Annotated in this window: 19 protein-coding genes, 1 tRNA gene, 1 rRNA gene and 1 other RNA gene; 13 read left to right on the forward strand and 9 right to left on the reverse strand. The window is 69.1% G+C overall.

Annotated features, from left to right (window positions below):
• Positions 1-82 precede the first annotated feature (82 nt).
• From rrf to ssrA, 6 genes are all read left to right on the forward strand, one after another.
• Positions 83-198: ribosomal RNA gene (rrf, locus tag MKK49_RS06340) — 5S ribosomal RNA — on the forward strand.
• A 71-nt stretch (positions 199-269) separates the two neighbouring features.
• A tRNA-Met gene (locus MKK49_RS06345) sits at positions 270-346 on the forward strand.
• Positions 347-442: 96 nt separating this feature from the next.
• Positions 443-1,846, forward strand: a complete 1,404-nt coding sequence (locus tag MKK49_RS06350; RefSeq protein WP_244027235.1) for a DEAD/DEAH box helicase — start codon at positions 443-445, stop codon at positions 1,844-1,846.
• A gap of 184 nt (positions 1,847-2,030) precedes the next feature.
• Positions 2,031-2,210, forward strand: a complete 180-nt coding sequence (locus tag MKK49_RS06355) for a hypothetical protein (RefSeq protein ID WP_244027205.1) — start codon at positions 2,031-2,033, stop codon at positions 2,208-2,210.
• Between the two features lie 7 nt (positions 2,211-2,217).
• Positions 2,218-2,535, forward strand: coding sequence for a hypothetical protein (locus MKK49_RS06360; protein WP_244027206.1), 318 nt, complete (start codon positions 2,218-2,220; stop codon positions 2,533-2,535).
• 23 nt (positions 2,536-2,558) lie between these two features.
• Positions 2,559-2,924: a transfer-messenger RNA gene (gene ssrA, locus MKK49_RS06365) on the forward strand.
• A 173-nt stretch (positions 2,925-3,097) separates the two neighbouring features.
• Here the strand turns inward: ssrA and MKK49_RS06370 are convergent.
• The 3 genes from MKK49_RS06370 to MKK49_RS06380 all read right to left on the reverse strand — a co-directional run bounded on the left by MKK49_RS06370 (position 3,098) and on the right by MKK49_RS06380 (position 4,899).
• Entirely contained in the window at positions 3,098-3,751 is a 654-nt protein-coding gene (locus MKK49_RS06370) for a hypothetical protein (RefSeq protein WP_244027207.1), read from the reverse strand.
• A 123-nt stretch (positions 3,752-3,874) separates the two neighbouring features.
• A complete protein-coding gene (locus tag MKK49_RS06375) occupies positions 3,875-4,261 on the reverse strand; it encodes a hypothetical protein (protein ID WP_244027208.1) in 387 nt (128 codons plus the stop codon).
• A gap of 467 nt (positions 4,262-4,728) precedes the next feature.
• Positions 4,729-4,899, reverse strand: coding sequence for a hypothetical protein (locus MKK49_RS06380; protein ID WP_244027209.1), 171 nt, complete (start codon positions 4,897-4,899; stop codon positions 4,729-4,731).
• Between the two features lie 376 nt (positions 4,900-5,275).
• Here MKK49_RS06380 and MKK49_RS06385 point away from each other — a divergent pair, with 376 nt between their 5' ends.
• Positions 5,276-5,938, forward strand: coding sequence for a hypothetical protein (locus tag MKK49_RS06385; protein WP_244027210.1), 663 nt, complete (start codon positions 5,276-5,278; stop codon positions 5,936-5,938).
• A 15-nt stretch (positions 5,939-5,953) separates the two neighbouring features.
• Here MKK49_RS06385 and pgl read toward each other — a convergent pair whose 3' ends face one another.
• From pgl to MKK49_RS06415, 6 genes are all read right to left on the reverse strand, one after another.
• Positions 5,954-6,676 (reverse strand): 6-phosphogluconolactonase, encoded by a 723-nt coding sequence (gene pgl, locus MKK49_RS06390; RefSeq protein ID WP_244027211.1) that lies wholly within the window; start codon positions 6,674-6,676, stop codon positions 5,954-5,956.
• Positions 6,677-6,722: 46 nt separating this feature from the next.
• A complete protein-coding gene (gene gnd / locus MKK49_RS06395; RefSeq protein ID WP_244027212.1) occupies positions 6,723-7,697 on the reverse strand; it encodes a phosphogluconate dehydrogenase (NAD(+)-dependent, decarboxylating) in 975 nt (324 codons plus the stop codon).
• 64 nt (positions 7,698-7,761) lie between these two features.
• Entirely contained in the window at positions 7,762-10,617 is a 2,856-nt protein-coding gene (locus MKK49_RS06400) for a bifunctional transaldolase/phosoglucose isomerase (RefSeq protein ID WP_244027213.1), read from the reverse strand.
• 230 nt (positions 10,618-10,847) lie between these two features.
• Positions 10,848-12,923 (reverse strand): transketolase, encoded by a 2,076-nt coding sequence (gene tkt, locus MKK49_RS06405; RefSeq protein ID WP_244027214.1) that lies wholly within the window; start codon positions 12,921-12,923, stop codon positions 10,848-10,850.
• 118 nt (positions 12,924-13,041) lie between these two features.
• A complete protein-coding gene (locus MKK49_RS06410) occupies positions 13,042-14,928 on the reverse strand; it encodes a glycoside hydrolase family 15 protein (protein ID WP_244027215.1) in 1,887 nt (628 codons plus the stop codon).
• 143 nt (positions 14,929-15,071) lie between these two features.
• Positions 15,072-15,671 carry a hypothetical protein gene (locus MKK49_RS06415; protein ID WP_244027216.1) on the reverse strand — a complete coding sequence of 200 codons (600 nt, stop codon included), beginning with the start codon at positions 15,669-15,671 and terminating at the stop codon, positions 15,072-15,074.
• A gap of 292 nt (positions 15,672-15,963) precedes the next feature.
• Here MKK49_RS06415 and MKK49_RS06420 point away from each other — a divergent pair, with 292 nt between their 5' ends.
• From MKK49_RS06420 to MKK49_RS06445, 6 genes are all read left to right on the forward strand, one after another.
• Positions 15,964-16,551, forward strand: coding sequence for an ANTAR domain-containing response regulator (locus tag MKK49_RS06420; protein WP_244027217.1), 588 nt, complete (start codon positions 15,964-15,966; stop codon positions 16,549-16,551).
• Positions 16,552-16,564: 13 nt separating this feature from the next.
• Positions 16,565-17,581, forward strand: a complete 1,017-nt coding sequence (locus MKK49_RS06425) for a CmpA/NrtA family ABC transporter substrate-binding protein (protein ID WP_244027218.1) — start codon at positions 16,565-16,567, stop codon at positions 17,579-17,581.
• Between the two features lie 457 nt (positions 17,582-18,038).
• Positions 18,039-19,328, forward strand: coding sequence for a CmpA/NrtA family ABC transporter substrate-binding protein (locus tag MKK49_RS06430; protein ID WP_244027219.1), 1,290 nt, complete (start codon positions 18,039-18,041; stop codon positions 19,326-19,328).
• On the forward strand, positions 19,328-20,194 hold the full coding sequence (ntrB, locus tag MKK49_RS06435) for a nitrate ABC transporter permease (protein WP_244027220.1): 867 nt from the start codon (positions 19,328-19,330) through the stop codon (positions 20,192-20,194). Before MKK49_RS06430 ends, ntrB begins: the two co-directional genes overlap by 1 nt.
• Before the next feature lie 10 nt (positions 20,195-20,204).
• Positions 20,205-20,999, forward strand: a complete 795-nt coding sequence (locus MKK49_RS06440; RefSeq protein ID WP_244027221.1) for an ABC transporter ATP-binding protein — start codon at positions 20,205-20,207, stop codon at positions 20,997-20,999.
• Positions 21,000-21,014: 15 nt separating this feature from the next.
• Entirely contained in the window at positions 21,015-22,244 is a 1,230-nt protein-coding gene (locus MKK49_RS06445) for an NAD(P)/FAD-dependent oxidoreductase (RefSeq protein WP_244027222.1), read from the forward strand.
• Positions 22,245-22,248 lie beyond the last annotated feature (4 nt).

The following is a 22,248-nucleotide window of genomic DNA, read 5'->3' on the forward strand; positions in this document are numbered from 1 at the left end:
GAACAGGCCGCCCTGTTGAGGGGCGGCCTGTTTCGGGGGTGATCGTCTGGAGGGAGTGTTTGTGATTGATGTGCTGCGCCGGTCTGGTGGTTTGAGCGGTGTGCCCAGAACCCGATCCCATCTCGAACTCGGCCGTTAAACGCACCAGCGCCCATGGTACTGTGTCTCAAGACACGGGAGAGTCGGTCGCCGCCAGACCTGCACAGCACATCACAAGCAACATTCCCTCACAACGATCCGAACTTGCCCGAAACGGCAAAACACCCTGGCGCGGGGTGGAGCAGCCCGGTAGCTCGTCAGGCTCATAACCTGAAGGTCACAGGTTCAAATCCTGTCCCCGCAACCAAAAAAACCAACACCAAAAAGCCCCCGATCCGAAACGGTCGGGGGCTTTCTGCTGTCCAGCGGAGCCCTTCCGATCGCCGAGCCCCCGACCGTCCTCATCCCAAGGCCGCATCAGGACGAGGCCGCCCGGGCCATCCTCACGGCGCGGACGGACGGAAAGGCTGGATTCCTGCTGGGCGACATGACGGGCCTGGGAAAGACCCTGTCGGTCTGGACCGCCCTGGCGCGGATGCCGGAGCCCGACATCCTCATCGTCTGCCCCAAGGGAGCGATGCCGCAATGGCGGCGCACCATCGCGCAGGCCGGCCTGCCGGCTAAATCCGTAACTCTGCTCAACTACGAGCGCACCAAATCGCTCATGGCGCCGCCAAAAGTGAGCACCCGCCGCTCGACCCGGGCGAAGAACAACGAACTCGCCAAGCACGGCCAGCTGAAGCGGATCTGGTCGCTGGTCGCCTTCGACGAGAGCCATCGCCTGCGCAATCCGACGGCCCAGCAGACCCTTGTCTGCCGGCAGATCGCCCAGGCCGCGCGGTTCACGGTCTATCTCAGCGCCACCGCCGGCCAGGCCCCGCACGAGCTGTCCTACCTCGGACGTCTGCTCGGGGCGGCGGCCGGCGCGCCGTGCGAGACCCTCGCGGAGTTTCGCGATCTCCTGCGGCGCCTCGGCATCGGCGGAGCGAAGGGCCGCTGGGCCAACTGGCGCTGGACGGCCAACGCTCGCGACTGTGCCGTGATGGCGGACCTGCTCTATGCCGGACCGGACGCCATCGGCCTGCGCCGCAGGCCGGGTGACATCGCCGGCTGGCCGGAGGTCCAGCGCGAACTCGCCGCCACCGCCCTCGATCCCGCGGCGCGTCGGCTCTACGACGCCAACTGGCGGGAGTTCCGCCGGAGCTGGGGACTGCTCGGCGGCAGCGCCCGACGCCCGGCCGGCTGGGCCGCCGACCTGCGCTTTCGCCAGAAGGCGAGCCTGCTCCGGGTCGCCGGCACGGCGGATTTCGTCGAGACGCTGCTGGAATCCGGCGAGGCCGTGGCAATCTCCGTCGCCTTTCTCGAGACGGGTGCGGCGCTGGCCGAGACCCTGACCCGACGCGGCTGGCGCACGGGCGCCATCGACGGGACACGGGCCGACACCGCAAACGAGGCCGAACGGGTGGCGTTCCAGACGGGCGCGCGCGACGTGGTGATCTTCACCGTGACCGAGTCGATCTCGCTCCACCGCAACGAGATGCCGGGCGGCGAGGCGGTGCGGGCCCTCGTCATCCACGACATGCGCCACAGCGCGATCCAGCTGGCACAGATCGAGGGCCGTTGCCATCGCGACGGCGAGCAGGCGACGATCTACTACGCCTTCGCGGAAGGGACGGTGGAAGAGGCCATCACCGCCACAGTCCTGCGCCGTATGACCGCCATGGAGGCCATGGCCGGGGAGGACACCGCCCTCCTCGACGCCATCGCGGCCCTCATCGAAGGAACGCCCACGCTTCCCGATCCCTGACACCGGTGTGCCGACATTCGGGCGGGCGTTGCGCGATCCCCCCATCGCGCTGTCCATCTCCCGTTCCGTCCTTGTCCGGCATCGATCAGGACGGAACGGGAGACGGGCGTAGGTTCTTGTTTCCCCAACGGCTTTCTCGGAAACCGGATTCCACTTTCATGGCCGATGCCGTAAGGCGAGGGCCATGTCAGACCTGGAAACGCTCCTCGATCGCCTGAAGAACGCTCAGCGCGATCTCATCCTCGACGCGGCGAAGGTCGCCATGGTGCCGCCCGACAGCATGCTGCGGCGGATCGCCGACCTCGAGAACAGCATCGCGGCCGTCGAAGCCCTCATCGACGAGCAACGTCACGCCCGAGCCTGACCGCGCCATGCTCGAAACCCCGGACGGGCGCTACATCGTCGTGCGGGGCCGGCTCTGGCGGCGCGCCCGGCCGGATCTGGCATCGGACGTCCGCGACGGCCTCGTCCACGACCTCATGGATGCCCGACGTGCGGTGAAGGCCGGCCGGAAGGCCAACGATGGGGACGCCGTGGCGCGGGCGCGGGCCGTCGTCGAGCGGGCCAAACAGGGCCTGGGTGAACGCGGGCCAGTGTGGTGGACGGACGGCGCGCCGGACCTCAACCGCCGCATGGCGCGCAACACCCCCTATGCGGACTGGTACGCGGAGCAGTCCGAGGACGCCTGACGGTGTCGTTTCCGCGATTCGCCGCACTGGACCCCGGGCGGGGCATCCCCTATATTCCAGGTGCGGTTGATGACCGGTTCATAATAACGTTTCAGGACCCGGAGGGCAGTACTCCGGCGCCTCCACCAAAAACCCATCCTCCTTCGAAGGTGGGTTTCTGATGGGGGCGAAATAGGATCGACTGGGCGGTAAAGGGATCGCGAGTTCAGTCTCACTTCGGTGGGATACGATGCGACTGTCGGTAAGGTTTCGACCGGTTTGGCGTAGGCAACCCCTATTCCAGGCATCTGACCAAAACTCTAAATGCCAACGATAACGTTGTCATGGATGCCCGCCTCGCGGCGTAAGCATCTTGCGGTAGGGTAACCGTCGAAACAGAACCCGGGGCTTCGGCCCCGGGACCCACTTTCCCCATCATGATCGAGTGAACCGGATCGCGCGGCGCGCGAGGCCGGTATTTCTGCGTGCTCGTGACGGGCGGACCGGACTCGCGCAAACGCCCCGCGATTGGTCGCGGGGCGCAGAATTTCGGGCGGGTGACGCTCGCCGAGGATGCCGGGCGTCAGACCGGGTTCGACGGGTAGGACCGAACGCGGGCGCGGCCATCCGGCGTGCCGGACAGGACGGCCGGGTCGGGCGCGGCGGCGGCCTGCGGGGCGGTCCAGCCCTCGGCGCGCCAGCCCTGGGCCCGCTCGTCGAGATCGATGGAGCCGTGCTCCTCGAGGATGTCCATCACCGCGGTGGCGCGGGCTTCGTCCGCACGGACGGTCACAAGGGTGCCGCCACGGCGCACACCCTCGGAATAGGCATGGGCGTCCGTCTCGCTCAGGCCCGCACCGGTGAGACCGCCGGCGAGACCGCCCGCCGCCGCGCCGATGCCGGCACCCGTGAGGGTCGCGACGAGCCAACCGGCCGCCACGACGGGACCGACGCCGGGGATCGCCATCAGGCCGAGGCCCGTGAGCAAGCCGGCGGCACCACCGAGAACCGTGCCGACGGTGGCGCCGGTGCCGGCTCCCGTCGCGGTGCTCTCGGCGGTGTCGGTGTGGTCGTGGGTGGTCGCCGGTGTGGCGACGCGCCCGGCGTGGCGGTCGCCTTCGTTGCTGCCGACGATGCTGATGTCGCGGTGCGGGACGCCGAGGGCCTCGATCTTCGCGACGGCGGCGCTGGCATCGTCGTAATTGTCGTAGAGGGCCGTAATGGTCTGTTGGGCCATGGTGGACTCCTGTTCAGGTCTGAAACGCGTACTCGGGATCGGCGAAGCGCTCACGGAACCCCGTGGGCCGCTCGGTCCTGGCGAAGGGCACCCCGGCGGCGGGGGACTCTTCGCCGGACACGCTCACTGCGCGGCGACGTTGCCCTTGAAATCGATGCCGACTTTCACCGGCTTACCGTTGAGCATCGCATCGGCGCGCCAGATGCCCTTGTCGTCCTTGGTCAGTCCCTTGACGTCCTTGTAGCCGGCCTCGGTGAGGCGGTGATGCGTCTGGGCTTCGGTGAAGCTGTTGGCGCCCTCTTCGAGCTTGGCGCCCGTGGCGGCATGCGCGGTGCCGGGTTTCGCCGCATCCGGCCGATCGGTGTTGGGCCGGGTGACGGCTTCCTGACCACCGGACGTGGCGCTCGATTTGGCGTCGGGGGCGGGCGTTCCGGTCACGGTGGTCTGGGCGAGGGCCGGGCCAGCGCCGAGGACCGTCAGGATGGCGAGGGTTTGCAGGGTCCGGTTCACGGTATTCTCCTTCGACTGAGGACCCATTCAATCTCTGAGATCGTCGGATCGTTCCGCTTTCCGTGACGGTGGATCAGTCTCTGCCATGACGGACAGGGGACCGCGCCCAACCTGATTTGCCGGATCACCCTATCCAACAAACTCCCATAATCGCGAAAGCTTGGCGCTTGAGAACCTTGACTGATCTACTTCTTCCATCATGCGCTTCGCACACGGAAAATATATTGCTCAGACGGCAAATCAATGAATGCGGCAAGCATGCGAGGCAGGTGCGCGCCGAGACTGATAATGACGGGGCTTCCGACACGCGAGGAGGGAACGGATGCCGCGCGAACCCGGGTCTCTCGCGAAGGTTCGATGGATGCGACGCCGACTTCGATCTTCAAGGTCCCGATCTTTGAGGCCCAGATCTTCAAGGCTCAAGCCGGGACGGCCCCTTTTCGACTTTCCGGGATCGAGCCGAGGGCTCAGGCCCTCGCGCCCGTGTGATTCGTATCCTGCTCCGACACCTCGTCGGTGAAAATGCCATCCGGGTGCTCCACGGGCGGGAACAGCTGCGAGAGGCCCTGGGCGACACCGTACACCACCGGATCGAGGGGGAGGTCGCCGGAGGGCATGAGATGGCTGGTTTCGGTCACGGCTCAAAGGCTCCAGGCGATCACCCCGACGTCGGCGGCCCGTTCGCTTCCGGGATGAATCGCAGGGACGGTTAAGTCGCCAGAGGCGAATCGTTTCCCTCTTGTTCATGAAATTGCATCCCGCGTGGCGAAAGAACCACCGTTTCGGTTCGCCAGACCGGGCGAGGACGCGACGTGCCGAACGGATTTCGCATCCGGCCGCCACGGGGCGGGCAGCCGCATTCGATCATGTGCAATCAATTCGCGCGGCTCTTTACAGAAGAAGCGGGGGCCCTCCCAACAAACCCTATGACCCTGTGGGAACTGTTCAGGTTGAGCCTTTGTTAAAGGGACATCCCAGCGCGCGGCGGGGATTGACAACGAGAGCCGATTTCCCATGACCCGAGCCCGGTCTTTCGTGCGCGGCGGTGTCGCCGTCTCGCTTCTCACCGCCCTGAGCTTCACCGTCCCGAGCCAAGCCTTCGCGGCCGATGACGGGCTCGGCGGCCTGTTCCAGCGGCTGTTCCAGCCGAGCCAGCCCGTGGCGATGCAACCGGCCCCGGCTCCGGACGACCGCGCCTGGTCCTCCCAACGGCAGATGAATGTTCGCCGCGCGGCGCGAGCCCTGAACGCCCGCCCCCGGCCGAACATGCGCTACGTCGCCCTGCCGAAGGCCGAGCCGCTCAAGATCCGGGTCACGGATCGTCAGGCCCCCCTCGACATGAGCGCCGGACCGGCCGCCGCCTTCATGAAAGACGAGACCCTGCGGCCCGGCGACATCGTCGTGCTCAAAGAGGGGGTGAAGGTGTTCACCGGCAACCCGGACAAGCGGCACGCGGTTCGCGATTTCGAGAGCGTCGGCCGTTCGGCCTTCGTCGATCGGCACACCCGCGCCCTGCTGTCGGCGATGGTGATGCCCGTCGGGGCGATCCCAGCCGACGAGGCACGGCGGATGGCGGCCAGGGCGCGCAAGGTCCTGCCGGCCAGCGTCGCGCCGGTTCAGGCCGAGACCGCGTCCATGCGGGTCATCATGCCCTGGACCGTCGCCGCCTCGAACTGATCCTGTTCGCAACGGTCAGAGTCCGGCGGCGGCACGATCCACGAGCCATGTGACGGGACCTGTGACGTGGAACGCGGGAAGGGCCTCGCCTCCGGCCCGGCGTTCCAGTGGAACGCGCTTGGCCTCCCCCGTCGCGAGGAAGAGGATGCTGCGGGCCGAGGCGAGGGCCGGGAACGTCAGGGTGATGCGCGGGACGAACGGGGCGAGCCCCGCCTCCGGCGCCGGAGCGACCCAGGCCGTGGTCTCGTCCAGGGCAGGCTTTCCCGGGAACAGCGAAGCGGTGTGGCCGTCCTCGCCGAGGCCGAGGAGGACAAGGTCGAACAAGGGCCGGTCTGGATCAAGGCGGTCGGCGCCGTAGAAGTCCTTCAAGGCCTTCGCATACGCCGCCGCATCCGCCTCCAGGGTCCCGTCCGTGGGAATGCCGTGGAGGTTCTCCACGGGGATCGGCGCCGCCGCAAAAGCCTCGCGCGCCATCCGGACATTGCTCGCCGCATCGTCCCAGGGCACGTGGCGGTCATCGCCGAAGAACCAGTGCAGGCGCGCCCAGGGGAGGGCGTCGCGGTAGTCCGGGCCGGCCAGCAGGGCATAGAGGCGCTTCGGGGTCGACCCGCCCGAGAGGCAGATGGCGATGGGCCGGTCCGGGGCAGCCGCGCACAGGGCGACGAGCCGGTCGGCCGCCGCCCGCGCCACGGACTCGGCATCGGGCAGGATTTCTGAATTTCCCGGCAGCGGGATCATCGCGTAACCCTCGGTGTCGCAGTGGTCTGACGGGATGGGCGAAGCGCTACTTCGGCTCTTGATGGCCCCCGAACCCCTTGCGCATGGCCGAGAGCAGCTTGTCGGCGTAGCTCGCGTCCTCGCGCGAGCGGAAGCGGGCGTAGAGGGCGGCTGAGAGCACGTTGGCGGGCACGGATTCCTCGATGGCCGCATTGAGCGTCCAGCGGCCCTCGCCGGAATCGGCGACGAAGCCGGAGAAATCGGCAAGGCTCTCGTCGCCGGCGAGTGCCCCGGCCGTGAGGTCGAGGAGCCAGGACGAGACCACGCTGCCGCGCCGCCAGACCTCGGCGATGTCGCCGATGTTGAGATCGAAGCGCTGGCCCTCGGGGAGATCCGGCGAGTTGGCATGCTTGAGGATGTCGAAGCCCTCGGCATAGGCCTGCATCAGGCCGTACTCGATGCCGTTGTGGATCATCTTGACGAAGTGGCCGGCCCCGCTCGGTCCGGCATGGATGTAGCCCTCCTCGGCGCGGGCATCGCGACCCTCGCGGCCGGAAGTCCTGGGGATCGTTCCGATGCCCGGCGCCAGGGTCTTGAAGATCGGGTCGAGGCGCGCGAGGGCCGCGTCGTCGCCGCCGATCATCATGCAGTAGCCGCGCTCCAGGCCCCAGACGCCGCCGGACGTGCCGACATCGACGTAATGGATGCCCTTCGGCTTCAGTTCGGCGGCGCGGCGGATGTCGTCCTTGTAGAACGAGTTGCCGCCGTCGATGATCACGTCGTCGGCGGCCATCAGCCCGCCGAGCTTCGCCACGGTGCCCTCCGTGATGGTGCCGGCCGGCAGCATCACCCAGGCGGTGCGCGGCGCGTCGAGCGTCTCCACGAACTCTTCAAGGCTCGCCGCCCCGATGGCGCCCTCGGCGACGAGGGACGCCACGGCCTCCGGGCTCTGGTCGAACACCACGGCCGTGTGCCCGTCCCGCAGAAGCCGGCGGACGATGTTGCCGCCCATCCGGCCGAGGCCGATCATGCCGAGTTGCATGGGTGATCTCCGTGCTGGAATTCCAGAAGTCGCCGGGAGCCCGGCGCCGTCGTTCACGCCGGCCTTATTCGGCCAAAGCCGCTTTGAGCGCGGCGGCGATGCGCTTCAGGCCGGCTTCGACGTCGCCGCCCTTGATGTGGACCCGCAGGGCCCGTCGTCCGCGCTCGGCCAAGACCGAAAAGTCGCCGCGCGCCTGGGCCGCCACCACGGTGCCGAAGCCGAGCGTGCGCCCGGGGATCGACAGGTCTTCCGACGGGTCGGCGGTGATCTGGAGGAACACGCCGGTGTCGGGACCACCCTTGTAGGCCTGCCCCGTGGAGTGGAGGAAGCGCGGGCCGAATTCGAGACAGGTGGCGAGCCGGGTCCTGTCGCGCAGGGCCACGCGGGCGTCCTGCAGGATGGCGTGATGGCCCGCGTTGCGCGAGACATAGGCCAGCAGGGCGACGTAGTCGCCGGCCTTGGCGCGGGCGAGGTGCGCCGTGAGGGCCGCGTCGAGCCCTTCGTGAGCCTGGGGCAGGGCCTCGGCGTTCTTCGGGTCGGCGTAGAGCGCGATGGTCTCGTCGGAGAACAGCGGCGTCTCGGCGGGCAGGGACCCGCTCGCCTCGGCCGCGTCGAACAGCTTCTTCGTCTCGATCTTGCTCGCTTCCACGTCGGGCTGGTCGAACGGGTTGATGCCCAGCATGGCGCCGGCCACCGCCGTGGCGATCTCGAAGCGGAAGAATTCCTGCGGCAGCTGCTCCTCGTTGGCGAGGGTGATGTGGACGACGGGATGGCCCTCGCGCTCAAGGTTACGCACGGCCTCGTCCTGGCGGGCATCCGCGCGGCCGTCGAGGCGCAGGTACACGAAGAACCGGTCGAGGCCGTAGACGGCCGGCACGTCGACGGGCTCGCCGTCGATGGGGATCAGGCCCTTGCCGTCCTTGCCGGTCGATTCGGCGATGAGCTGCTCGGCCCAGGCACCGAACGTGTCGATGCCTGGAGACGCGATGAACGTGACCTTGTCGCGGCCCGCATGGAGGGCGGCGGCCCCGAGGGCCGTGCCGAGGAGCACGCCGGGGTTCTGCGCCGGCGGCACGGCCGGGCCGCAGGAGCGGACCATGGTGCGGGCGGTGTCGAGGAACGCCTCCACGTCGATGCCGGAGGCCGCCGCCGGCACCAGGCCGAAGGCCGAGAGCACGGAGTAGCGGCCGCCGATCTGCTTCACGCCGTAGAAGATCTTGCGGAAGTTGTCGGCCTTGGCCGCCGCCTCCATGGCCGAGCCAGGATCGGTGACGGCGACGAAATGCGCCCCGGCGCGCTCGCCGACGGCGGCCTTCATCCGGCCGAGGAAGTAATCGCGAAAGACGTTGGGCTCGAGGGTCGAACCCGACTTCGAGGCGACGATGAACAGCGTCGTCTCCAGGGTGATGGCGGCCTCGGTCTCGCGGACCTGATCCGGATCGGTGGAATCGAGGATGCGCAGCTTCGGGAAGCCCTCGCGCGGGCCGTAGGTCTCGGCCAGCACCTCGGGGCCGAGGCTCGATCCGCCCATGCCGAGCACCACCACGTCGGTGAAGCCGGTCTGGCGCACGTCGTCGGCGAAGGTGGCGTAGTCCGAGACGTGGGCGAGCTCGTCCTCGACGATGCGCAGCCAGCCGAGCCACGTGTCCTCATCGGCGTTCGACCACACGGTCTTGTCGTGGGCCCACAGGCGGCGGATGGCACCCGAGGCGCGCCAGGCCTCGACGGCCTTCTTCGCTTCCGCCGCGATGGGCTCGGGCAGCACCAGGGTCTGGCCGTCGAGCTTGGGCCCGAGGAAGTCGATGCGCTTGGCCGCAACCGCGCCGAGGAGCTTATCGGCGGCGTCGATGAAGAGCTGCACGCCCTCGTCGACGAGCTGGTCCCCAACCTTCTCGATGTCGATCCCGGCACGGGCCAGCCCGTCCATCACGGCCTTGGCTCCGTCGAGGTCGGTCTCGATGGCGGCCTTCACCGTGCCGTGGTCGCGAAACGCGTCCATGGTGGCCGGCGGCATGGTGTTGACGGTGTCGCGGCCGATGAGCTCCTCGACGTAGAGCACGTCGGAATAGGCCTTGTTCTTGACGCCCGTGGAGGCCCAGAGCAGGCGTTGCGCCTTGGCACCCCGGGCGGCGAGCGCCTGCCATTTCGGCTCGGCAAAGACGGCCTTGAAACGCTGATAGGCGAGCTTGGCGTTGGCGATGGCCACCTTGCCCTTGAGGGCCTCCAGGGCCGCCTTCTCGTCGGCGCCCTCCGTGACGGCGATCCGGTCGTCCAGCGCCTTGTCGACGGCGACGTCGATGCGGCTGATGAAGAAGCTCGCGACGCTCGCCACCTTCGAGACGTCGCCGCCCTTGGCGCCGAACGCCTCGAGGCCGTCGATGAAGGCGCGGGCCACGGCCTCATAGGTCTCGACGGAGAACAGCAGGGTGACGTTGATGCTGATGCCGTCCGCGGTGAGCGCCCGGATCGCCGGAATGCCCTCGGCGGTCGCCGGCACCTTCACCATCAGGTTGTCGCGGGCCACGGTCTTGTGGAGGCGCCGGGCCTCATCGAGCGTCTCCTCGGTGTTCAGGGCGAGGTAGGGCGAGACTTCGAGGCTGACGTAGCCGTCGGCGCCGTCGCTCGCCTCGTAGACCGGGCGCAGCACGTCGGCCGCCGCCTGAATGTCGGCGATGGCGCAGCCCTCGTAGAGGTCGATGACCCGGGCGTCGCCCGCGTCCATCACGGATTTCAGGGCGGCATCGTATTCAGCCGACCCGCCGATGGCCTTCTCGAAGATCGACGGGTTCGAGGTCACGCCGCGCAGGCCGTCCTCGTCCACGAGCGCCTTCAGCTTGCCGTCGAGGACGAAGCCGCGGGCGACGAAATCGAGCCACACGGCCTGGCCCTGTTCGGGGAAGAGAGCCTTGAGCGGGTTCATGCGAATATCTCCCAGTCGTCCGTCGTCGTGAGTAGCGCGCACGAGGGCGGCGCCGTTCAACCATCGTCCTTCGGAAACGCGCCTCTCCTCCCCCTTGTGGGGAGGCGTTGGAGGGGGGGGTGGTTGGGTGACCCTCGGCCTGCGGCGGCCAGCGGAGCCACCCCCACCCCTAGCCCCTCCCCACAAGGGGGAGGGGGACGCGCGTTCCGCTCTTCAAGAACCCCCGAACCCTACTTCTTGTGCCGTGCGATCTGGTCGCGCGCCGCCTGGAGCACCTTCTCGGGGGTGAAGCCGAACTTCGTCTGCAGGTCCTTGATCGGTGCCGAGGAGCCGAAGGTGTGCATGCCGATGATCGCGCCGGCCGAACCGGCGTAGCGGTCCCAGCCGATGACCGAGCCCTGCTCGACGGCGACGCGTGCCAGCACGTCCGGGATCAGGACCGAGTTCCGATAGGCCTCGTCCTGGCGCTCGAACAGGTCCCAGGACGGCATCGAGACCACGCGGGCCTTGATGCCCTCCGCCGTCAGCGCCTCGTAGGCGGCCACGCAGAGCTGCACCTCGGAGCCGGTGCCGATGAGGATCACGTCGGGCGTGCCGTCGCTGTCGGCGAGCACGTAGGCGCCCTTTGCGACGCCGGCCGCACTGGCGAATTTTTCGCGGTCGAGGGTCGGCAGGGGCTGGCGGGAGAGGGCCAGCACCGCCGGCTGGTCCTTGAGGCCCATGATGACGCGGTAGGCTTCCGCGACCTCGTTGGCGTCGGCCGGGCGCAGGGTGACGAGGCCGGGAATCGCCCGCAGGGTCAGGAGCTGCTCCACCGGCTGATGGGTCGGCCCGTCCTCGCCGACGCCAATGGAATCGTGGGTGAAGACGTGGAAGACCGGCAGCTCCATCAGGGCCGCGAGGCGGATGGGCGGGCGCATGTAGTCGGCGAAGACCAGGAAGGTGGCGCCGTAGGCGCGCAGGCCGACGAGGCCGAGGCCGTTGACGATCGACCCCATCGCGTGTTCGCGCACACCGAAATGGATGTTGCGCCCACCCGGATCGAACGGCGACAGGGTGCCGGCGCCCTCGAATTCGAGCTTGGTCTTGTTCGACGGCGCGAGATCGGCCGAGCCGCCGAGCAGGTGGGGCACGTTCTTCGCGATGGCGTTTAGAACCTTGCCCGAGGATTCGCGGGTGGCCATGCCCTTGGCGTCGGCCGGGAAGACCGGGATGTCGCGGTCCCAGCCCTCGGGCAGGCGACCCGCGTGCAGGGCGTCGATCTCCTCGGCCAGCGCCGGCTCGGCGGCCTTGGCCTCGCCCATGAACCGCTCCCAATCGGCGAAGAGCGCCGCACCGCGCTCGCCGATGCCAGCCTGGAAGTTTTCGCGGACCCCCTCGGGCACGAGGAACTGCGCATCCTCGGGCCAGCCATAGGCGCGCTTGGCGCCCCTGGCCTCTTCCTCGCCGAGCGCGTCCGAATGGGCCTTGGAGGTGTTCTGCTTCTTCGGCGCGCCGAAGCCGATGATCGAGTTGACGACGATGAGCGTCGGCCGGTCGCTGGACTGGAGGAAGGTCTCCAGGGCGCTCGAGATCGCGTGGACGTCGTTGGCGTCGGCGACCCGCAGCACCTGCCAGCCGTAGCCGAGGAAGCGCGTCGCGACTTCTTCGGAGAAGGCCAGTTCCGTATGCCCTTCGATCGTGATGGTGTTGTTGTCGTAGATCCAGCACAGGTTCGACAGGCGCAGGTGCCCGGCGATGGAGGCGGCCTCGGAGGCGACGCCCTCCATCAGGTCGCCGTCCGAGCAGATCGCGTAGACGTTGAAGTCGAACAGCGGCAGCTCGGGCCGGTTCAGGGTCTCGCCGAGGAAGCGCCCGCCCATGGCCATGCCGACGGAGTTCGCGACCCCCTGGCCGAGCGGCCCGGTGGTGGTCTCGACGCCAGTGGTGAAGTGGTATTCCGGGTGGCCCGGCGTCCGGCTGTCGAGCTGGCGAAAGTTCTTGATGTCGTCGAGGGAGACCGCCGGCTCGTTGCCGCCGTCGGTCTGGGCGACGCCGGCCAGATGCAGCAGGCCGTAGAGCAGCATGGAGGCGTGGCCGGCCGAGAGCACGAAGCGGTCGCGGTTGGGCCAGTGCGGGTGGGCCGGGTCGTAGCGGAGATACCGGTTCCACAGGGTGTAGGCCACGGGGGCGAGCGCCATCGGCGCGCCGGCATGGCCGGAATTGGCCTTCTGCACGGCGTCGATCGCCAGCGTCCGCAGGGTGTCGATGCTGAGCTTGTCGATGGCGCTCAGGGCCTCGCTCGGCTTGGTGTCGGCTCCGCTCATGGTCTCGTCTTCCTTCGTGTCGCCTGGGCCGCCCGCGCCGCGGGTCCGGCCCTCGTCCCGTGGGGGGTCGCCGACGCGATGCCGGCCCCGCCCACCTCGATTCCTGTCGTGTCGACCGTCAGGCCGGCGTGGTCTCGGCCTCGGCCGTCCGGTCCGCCCGGAGGCATGCGCCCTCGTACTCGGTTCCGCCCGCTCCGGTTCCGTCCTCGGCGCCCGCGCCCCGTTCCCGGGCCGGCCCGTTGGCCCGGCTGTAGTTCAGGATGGTGTTAACCAATGTGACGTGGCTGAACGCCTGCGGGAAGTTGCCGACGAGGCGCTTGGCCTTGACGTCGTATTCCTCCGAGACGAGGCCGACATCGTTGCACACGCCGATGAGCTTCTCGATCAGGGCGCGGGCTTCCTCGCAGCGGCCGAGCCCGATGAGGTTGTCGGCATACCAGAAGCTGCACGGCAGGAAGGCGCCCTCATCCCCCGGCAGACCGTCCGTGGTCTGGTCCTCGGTGTCGTAGCGCAGGACGAAGCCGTCGCGCATGAGGGTCCGGCCGATGGCCTCGACGGTGCCGACCACGCGCGGATCGGTCTGGGGCAGGAACCCCATATGGGCGATGAGCAGCAGGCTCGCGTCGAGGCGCTTCGAGCCGTAGGACTGCACGAAGCTGTTGAGTTCCGTGTCGAAGCCCTTCTCGCAGACCTCGGCATGGATCTCGTCGCGGATCGTGCGCCACCGGTCCACCGGGGCGCCGAAGGGCTCGCCCTCCTCGTAGGAGCGGATCGCCCGGTCGAAGGCGACCCAGGCCATCACCTTGGAATGGACGAAGTGGCGCCGCCCGCCGCGCACCTCCCAGATGCCCTCGTCGGGGGTGCTCCACACCTTCTCGAGGTGGCGGAGAAGCGCCTGGCCGACGCGCCAGCCATCGGCATCGCCGAGCAGACCGCGCTGGCGCGCCTGGTAGAGGGCGTCGAAGATCTCGCCGTAGACGTCGAGCTGGAACTGCTCGACGGCCGCGTTGCCGATGCGCACGGGCTTCGAGTTCTCGTAGCCGGGCAGCCAGTCGAGCTCGATCTCGGGCAGCATGCGCTCACCGGCGATGCCGTAGAGGATGTGGGCCTGCTCGGGGTTGCCGGCCACCGCCCGCACGAGCCAGTCGCGCCACGCGCGGGCCTCGTCGAGGTAGCCGCCATCCATCATCGCGATGAGGGTGAAGGTGGAATCGCGCAGCCAGCAGAACCGGTAGTCCCAGTTGCGCACGCCGCCGAGATCCTCCGGCAGGGAGGTGGTGGGCGCGGCCACGATCCCGCCGGTGGGCTGGTAGATCAGCGCCTTGAGGGTGAGGAGCGAGCGCTGGAGGATGGCGTCCCAGGGCGTGCCCCGGGCACAGCGGTTCGACCAGTCGCGCCAGTGGCGGTCGGTCTCGAACAGGACCTTGCGCGGCTGCACCGGCGGCGGATCGTCCTCGTGCGAGGGGCCGTAGCTCAGGGTGAAGGCGACGCTCTCGCCCGCCGCGACGGAGAAATCGGCCGCCGTGGTCTGGCCCTCGCCGTGCAGCGGCACCGGGGTGCGCAGGACCACCTTGTGCGGGCCCGAGATGGCGCGCAGATCCCCGAGTTCGTTGTGCGACACCCACGGCACGGCCAGACCGTAATCGAAGCGCACGGCGAGATGCATCCGCATGGCGACCTCGCCGCTCAGGCCGTCGACGATGCGCACGAGGTGCGAGCCATCGTTGGCCGGCATGTAGTCGGTCACCCGGACGCATCCGGTCCCGGTTTCGTGATGGGTCTCGAGGACGAGGCTGCCGGTCCGGTACTGCCGGGAGGTCTTCGCCGCCGGGTCGGCGGGGCCGAGCTTCCAGAAGCCGTGATCCTCGGTGCCGAGGAGGGCGGCGAAGCACGCGGCGGAATCGAAGCGGGGCCAGCACAGCCAGTCGACGCTGCCGTCGCGCCCGATCAGGGCGGCGGTGCGGCCGTCGCCGACGAGCGCGTAATCCTCGATCCGTCCCGCCATTCACGCCCTCGTCCCGGAAAGCCCGCGATCCGCTCCGCCTCGCGGCAACGCATCGTCGATGGCGTCCACCTAGTCCCCCGAGGGGGCAGGGTCCAGGGCGCGCGGGGCGAGAAACCGAGCCGTCTCGAAAACCAGGGCTGCGTTCAGCGCAGGGTACCGACGAAATCCACCACCGCGCCGCCCAGCGCCGAGGCCTGCGTCCGCGCCGCCGCGCCCTGGACGCCGACGAAATCGCGGGCCCGGCCGACGGCCTGGATCGCCGGGGCGAAGGGCAGGGCGAGATCGGGCAGGAAATCGTCCGCCTCGACGGGCACCTCGGCCCGCGCCACGCTCGCGACCGGGTCCACGCGCGGAATTTCGGGGGCGACGGCGGCCTTGGGGGGCGCGACCCGACGCAGGGAGGCGACACGGGGGCCGGCCGGCCGGTGCTGCGCGATCACCGGCATCGGAGCGCCGGCTTGCGCCGCCACCGCAAGGGGGAACTGACGCGGGAAGGCGAGGGCGGCGGGCACGAACGGCGTTGTGGGTACGGCCTCGGCCACCAGGGTCGCGGGCGCCGAAGCGATCTGCGCCGCGAGGGCCGTGGGGGCCGGGGCGGGCGCGTCCGGCTCGCGGCAGAGCAGCGAGCCCGCGCCGAGCACCAGGGCCATGAGGAGCGTGGGCAGCAGGGGCGGCGTCACGCCGGAGGTCGCATCCATGCCGAGGCCCTCGTCGGCGCATCCGCACTGGTTTCGCTCCGTCATGCCGGCATCCTCGCAATCCATCGCTTCCCCACGCCCATAAGCACGGTCGTTTGCGGCGGAAGCTGGGCTATTTCCTTTCGCGAAGGTAAACCGCGCCGCGCTCGACGCATCCCGTTCCCCTCGACGGCACGTCCGCCCGACGACGCGCCGAATCACTTTGCCCAAAACCCCGCTTTGCCTAAAACCTGGCCTTGCCCAAAACCTCGCCTTGTCGAGAATCGCGGGGCCGTGCGATCAGCGGGCGGCGGCCCTTCCCGCCTGTCGGACCCCCGGCCCTGCCTTTCGGATCCCGATGACCGAGCCGTCCCTCACCGTCGCCGTGATCGACCCCAGCCCGGCACGCGCCGCGATCCTCGAAGAGGGGCTGGCGGCGGCCGGCATCGCCCGCGTGGTGATCCTGCCCGACACCGCCGACCTGCCGGCCCGGGTCGCCGCCCTCAACCCGGACGTGGTGGTGATCCACCTCGAGAGCCCGAGCCGGGACATCCTCGAACAGATGTCCGGCCTGTCGCGCCACGTCGAGCGGCCCGTGGCGATGTTCGTCGATCGCTCCGACGTGCCGATGATGCAGGCGGCGGTAGATGCGGGCATCTCGGCCTACGTCGTCGACGGCCTGCACCCCCAGCGCATCCGCTCGATCCTCGACGTGGCGATCCTGCGCTTCAACGCCTTCGCGCGGCTGCAGCGCGAATTGCTGGAGGCGCGCGGGGAACTCGCCGACCGCAAGCTCATCGAGCGCGCCAAGGGTATCCTGATGACGGCCAAGGGCCTGCCCGAGGAGGAGGCCTACCGGCTGATGCGGCGCAAAGCCATGAACGAGAAGCGCAAGATCGCCGACATCGCCCGGGCCATCGTCACGGCGGCGGATCTGCTCGGATGAGAGCTGTGTTGAGATGAGACTTGCGCTCGGATACGTGCCCCTCGTCGATGCGGCGGCCGTCATCGTCGCCGTGGAGGGCGGGTTTACCGCGGCCGAGGGGCTGGCGGTGGATCTCGTGCGCGAACCCTCCTGGGCGACCCTGCGCGACAAGCTCGCGCTCGGCCACCTCGACGGCGCCCACATGCTGGCGCCGCTGGCGCTGGCCAGCACCCTCGGGATCAGCGGACCCGAGACCCGGCTCGCCGTGCCCCTCGCCCTCAACCTCAACGGCAACGCCGTCACCGTCTCGCGCCCGCTCTGGGCCGCCATGATGCCGGAGGGCGAGGATGCCGATACGGTGGCCCGCGCCTTCGCGCGGGTGGCACAGGAGCGGGCGGGGCAGGGGCGTCCGCTCACCCTCGGCACCGTGCATCCGTTCTCGAGCCACACCTACCAGCTCCGGCTGTTCGCCGCGCGCGGCGGCCTCGACCTCGACGGGACGACCCGGATGGTGGTGATTCCGCCGCCGCGGATCGCCGAGGCCCTGCGGGCCGGGCATATCGACGGCTTCTGCGCCGGCAGCCCGTGGAACAGCCTCGCGGTCGAGGAAGGCTACGGCCGGATCGCGGCCTTCGGCTGTGAACTCGCGCCCGACTGCCCGGAAAAGGTGCTGGCCCTGCCCGCCGACGCCGCGCGGGCCAGCGGAGCGCTGGTGCGGGCGGTGCGCCGGGCCGGCCACTGGTGCGCGCGGGCCGAGAACCACGGCGAGCTCGCCCGCCTGCTGGCCAGCCCCGACCACCTGGGCATCGCGCCGGCCCTCATCCGCCGCGCCCTCGCCGGCACGGTCGTGGTCGATCCGGACGGGACGCGGCGGAACGCACCGGATTTCGTGATGTTCGGCGCGACGGTCGAGCGGCCGAGGCCGTCCCAGGTCGACTGGCTCCTCGGCCAGATGGCGGCGGCCGGCCAAGTCGTCCCGACGCCCGCCGTGACCGAGCGCGCCCGCGCCCTCTACCGCCCGGATCTGTACGAGACCGCCCTGGTGGATTGACGGGATTCAGGTGGATTGACGGGAGACGTGCCCGTGCCACCGGCATTCTGCATGCGGATTGTGCAGCGCGGGAGCGGAGCCGTCGAATGGCGCTTTCCGCGTCAGGCGGCGGCGAAGGGCGCGCGCGGGACGCCGTGCGGACCGCAGGCCCGGCCGCGCTTCCCCGTTGGAATGCCCTGAGGCGTTTTGGACAAATTCCAGACAGTTCATTCACTTAGGCCGGCGCCTCGCCTCCCGCCCCCCACGGGCCGCAGGGGCGTCCGAGCCGTGATCCGAGCCTTGGCATGCCTCCTGCTATCAGGTGAGGGCTCGTCAACGAAGACGAGCCCCATCCGTCGGCAGAGCCGCTGACCCGAGTCTCCCCCAAGGCACGCATCGTCCTGCGTCCGACGGAAGTGCTTGGTCGGCGGTTTTTTTGTTTCGGCGGGCTGTAGCCCTCGCGAGGATTCCGGTTTCGATGAGTGATGGTTTTGCCAACAGCCGGCGCAACGTCCTGAAGGGGGCCGCCGCGACCCTCTCCCTGGCGGCGCTCGCCCGCACGGCCCTGCCCGGCGGCGCCTTCGCGCAGGGGACCGGCCCCGAAGTAAAGGGGGCCAAGCTCGGCTTCATCGCCCTCACCGACGCGAGCCCGCTCTTTGTCGCCAAGGAGAAGGGCTTCTTCGCGAAACACGGCATGCCCGACGTCGAGGTGCTGAAGCAGGCGTCCTGGGGCACCACCCGCGACAACCTCGTGCTCGGCTCGGAGGGCAACGGCATCGACGGTGCCCATATCCTCACGCCGATGCCCTACCTGATCTCGGCCGGACGGGTGACGCAGAACAACGTCCCCGTGCCGATGCACATCCTGGCGCGCCTCAACGTCAACGGCCAGTGCATCTCGGTCGCCAAGGAATACCTCGACCAGAAGGTCGCCCTCGACGCGAAGGTGTTCAAGACGGCCATCGAGAAGAAGAAGGCCGCCGGCAAGTCCGTGAAGGCGGCCATGACCTTCCCGGGCGGCACCCACGACCTCTGGATTCGCTACTGGATGGCCGCCGGCGGCATCGACCCCGACAAGGACATCGAGACCATCGTCGTGCCGCCGCCCCAGATGGTGGCGAACATGAAGGTCGGCACCATGGACTGCTTCTGCGTCGGCGAGCCGTGGAACGCGCAGCTCGTGCAGCAGGGCCTCGGCTACACCGCACTGACCACCGGCGAACTCTGGAAGGACCACCCCGAGAAGGCCTTCGCCATGCGAGCCTCCTTCACCGAGAAGTATCCGAACGCCACCAAGGCCCTGCTGATGGCGGTGCTGGAAGCGCAGGCGTGGTGCGACAAGCCCGAGAACAAGGAAGAGGTCGCCGCCATCGCGGCCAAGCGCCAGTGGATGAACGTCCCGGTCTCGGACGTCGCAGGCCGCATCAAGGGCACCATCGATTACGGCGACGGCCGCGTGGTCGAGAAGAGCCCGCACGTCATGAAGTTCTGGGACGACAACGCGTCGTACCCCTACCAGTCCCACGACCTCTGGTTCCTCACCGAGGACATCCGCTGGGGCAAGTTCGACGCACAGACCGACACCAAGGCGCTCATCGCCAAGGTGAACCGCGAAGACCTCTGGCGCGAGGCGGCGAAAGCCCTCGGCGTCACCGCCATCCCGGCCTCGACCTCGCGCGGCAAGGAGACCTTCTTCGACGGCAAGGTCTTCGATCCGGCCGATCCCGCCGCCTACCTGTCCAGCCTCGGCATCAAGAGGACCGCGTGATGGCCAACACCTCCACCATCGCCGCAAGCCGCACCGTCGCCGTGCCGGCCAAGCCGAAGCGGGCTCCGCTGGTCACCCTGGCGACCCTGAACACCATCGCGAAAAACCTGATCCCGCCGGTGGTGGTGCTCATCGCGTTCCTGGTGATCTGGGAACTGCTCTGCTCGCGCCCGGGCGCCGGCCTGCCGCCGCCCTCGCGCGTCGTCACCGAGGCCTGGGATATCATCGCCCATCCGTTCTACGACAACGGCGGCACCGACAAGGGCCTGTTCTGGCACATCTCCGCCAGCATCCAGCGCGTCGCCCTGGGCTTCGCGCTGGCCACCGTGGCGGGCATCCTCACTGGCACCCTGATCGGCCAGTCCGAGTGGGCCATGCGCGGACTTGATCCGATCTTCCAGGTCCTGCGCACCATCCCGCCGCTCGCCTGGCTGCCCCTCTCCCTCGCCGCCTTCCGGGACGGCCAGCCGAGCGCGATCTTCGTGATCTTCATCACCTCGATCTGGCCGATCATCATCAATACGGCGGTGGGCATCCGCAACATCCCGCAGGATTACCGCAACGTCTCGGCGGTCCTGCGCCTCAATCCGCTGGAGTTCTTCTCCAAGATCATGCTGCCCTCGGCGGCGCCGTACATCTTCACGGGGCTTCGCATCGGCGTTGGCCTGTCCTGGCTCGCTATCGTGGCGGCGGAGATGCTCATCGGCGGCGTCGGCATCGGGTTCTTCATCTGGGACGCGTGGAACTCCTCCCACATCTCCGAGATCATCGTCGCCCTCGTCTATGTCGGCGTCATCGGCTTCATCCTCGACCGCTTCGTCGCCTTCGTCGGCAATCTCGTCACCCGCGGCACCGCGACGGCCTGAGGATCATCCCATGACCTATCTCAGCATCGAGAACGTCGGCATCTCCTTCACCCGCGGCGGCCGTACCAACGAGGTCCTGCGCGACGTCAGCGTGAAGATCGACAAGGGCGAGTTCGTCTCGCTCATCGGGCATTCCGGCTGCGGCAAGTCGACGGTGCTCAACATCGTCGCCGGCCTGCTCAAGGCCTCGACCGGCGGTGTCCTCCTGGAGGAAAAAGAGGTCAACAGCCCCGGCCCCGACCGGGCCGTGGTGTTCCAGAACCACTCGCTCCTGCCCTGGCTGACCGTGCGCGAGAACGTGGCGCTCGCCGTCGACAAGGTCTTCAAGGGCAAGAAGTCCCGCGCCGAGCGTGGGGCCTGGATCGACCACAACCTGTCGCTCGTGAACATGACCCACGCCGCCGACCGGCGCCCGAGCGAGATCTCCGGCGGCATGAAGCAGCGCGTCGGCATCGCACGGGCGCTCGCCATGGAGCCGAAGGTCCTGCTGCTGGACGAGCCGTTCGGGGCCCTCGACGCGCTGACCCGCGCGCACCTCCAGGATTCGCTCATGGACATCCATGCGCGGCTCAAGAACGCCGTCATCATGATTACCCACGATGTCGACGAGGCGGTGCTGCTCTCCGACCGCATCGTGATGATGACCAACGGCCCCTCCGCCACCGTGGGCGAGATCCTCACCGTCGATCTCGAACGCCCGCGCCGGCGCCTCGATCTCGTCGAGGACGCGACCTACACCCACGCCCGCGCCGCGGTCCTCGAGTTCCTCTATGCCCGGCACGCCAAGCCGGCCATGGCGGCCTGAGCAGGGCGGCTCGCGATGAAGGAACGGTTGGTCGTCATCGGCAACGGCATGGCGTCGTTGCGGTTTCTCGAACGCCTCACCGAGCGGGCGCCCGGCGCCTACGACGTCACCGTCGTCGGCGCCGAGCCGCAGGCGGCCTACAACCGCGTCCTGCTCTCCTCGCTGCTCGGCGGCGAGGTCGACGAGGCCGGCTGCGCGTTCCGTGGGCTCGACTGGTACGAGAGCCACGGCATCCGCCTCATCACCGGGGCGCCGGTGACCCAGATCGACCGCGAGAACGCCCTCGTGATGGTGGGCGAGACCCACGTCCTGCCGTTCGACCGGCTCGTCCTCGCCGTGGGCTCGGTGCCGATCCGGCTGCCCAAACCCGGCATGGATCTGCCCGGCGTCCTCACGTTCCGCGATCTCGCGGATGTCGCCGCCATCCGCCAGGCGGCGGTGGAGCACGCGCGCGCCATCGTCATCGGTGGCGGCCTGCTCGGGCTGGAGGCCGCCGTCGGCCTCGCGCGCCTCGGGGTCGACACCACCCTCCTGCACGTCATGGACCGGCTGATGGAGCGCCAGCTCGACCATACCGCCGCCGGCCTCGTGAAGCGCGCCATGGAGGCGCGCGGCGTCCGGGTGCTGCTCAAGGCCGACACCGCCACCATCGAGGGCGACGGCCGGGTCGAGCGGCTGATCCTCTCCGACGGCACCGTGCTGCCCGCCGACCTCGTGGTGATGTCGGTGGGGGTCCGTCCCAACGTCGCCCTGGCGCAGGGCGCCGGGATCGAGACGGGACGCGGCATCAAGGTCGACGACCGGATGCAGTCCTCGGATGCCCGCATCTTCGCCCTCGGCGAATGCGCCGAGCATCGGGGCCAGGTCTACGGCCTCGTCGAGCCCGCCTACGAGCAGGCCGAAACCCTGAGCCGCCACCTCGTCGGCGAGGACGCGGCCTATCTCGGCACCACCCTCTCCACCAGCCTCAAGGTCTCGGGGCTTCCCGTCTTCTCGGCCGGGGCGATCGAGGCGCCGGAGGGCTCGGAGACGATTCTCATGAGCGATCCCGGCCTCGGCCTCTACCGCAAGCTCATCGTCGCCGACGACCGGCTGCTCGGCGCCGTCTTCGTCGGCGACATCGCCGAGCAGGGCTGGTGCAAGGAGCTGATCCGCACCGGCGCCTCGATCGGCGGCCATCGCGACGACCTCATGTTCGGGCGTCAAGCCTCCTCTCCCCTCGCCCCTCAACCCCTCGCAGCGTGACGGA

Source organism: Methylobacterium sp. J-090, from assembly GCF_022829345.1.
GTDB lineage: Bacteria > Pseudomonadota > Alphaproteobacteria > Rhizobiales > Beijerinckiaceae > Methylobacterium.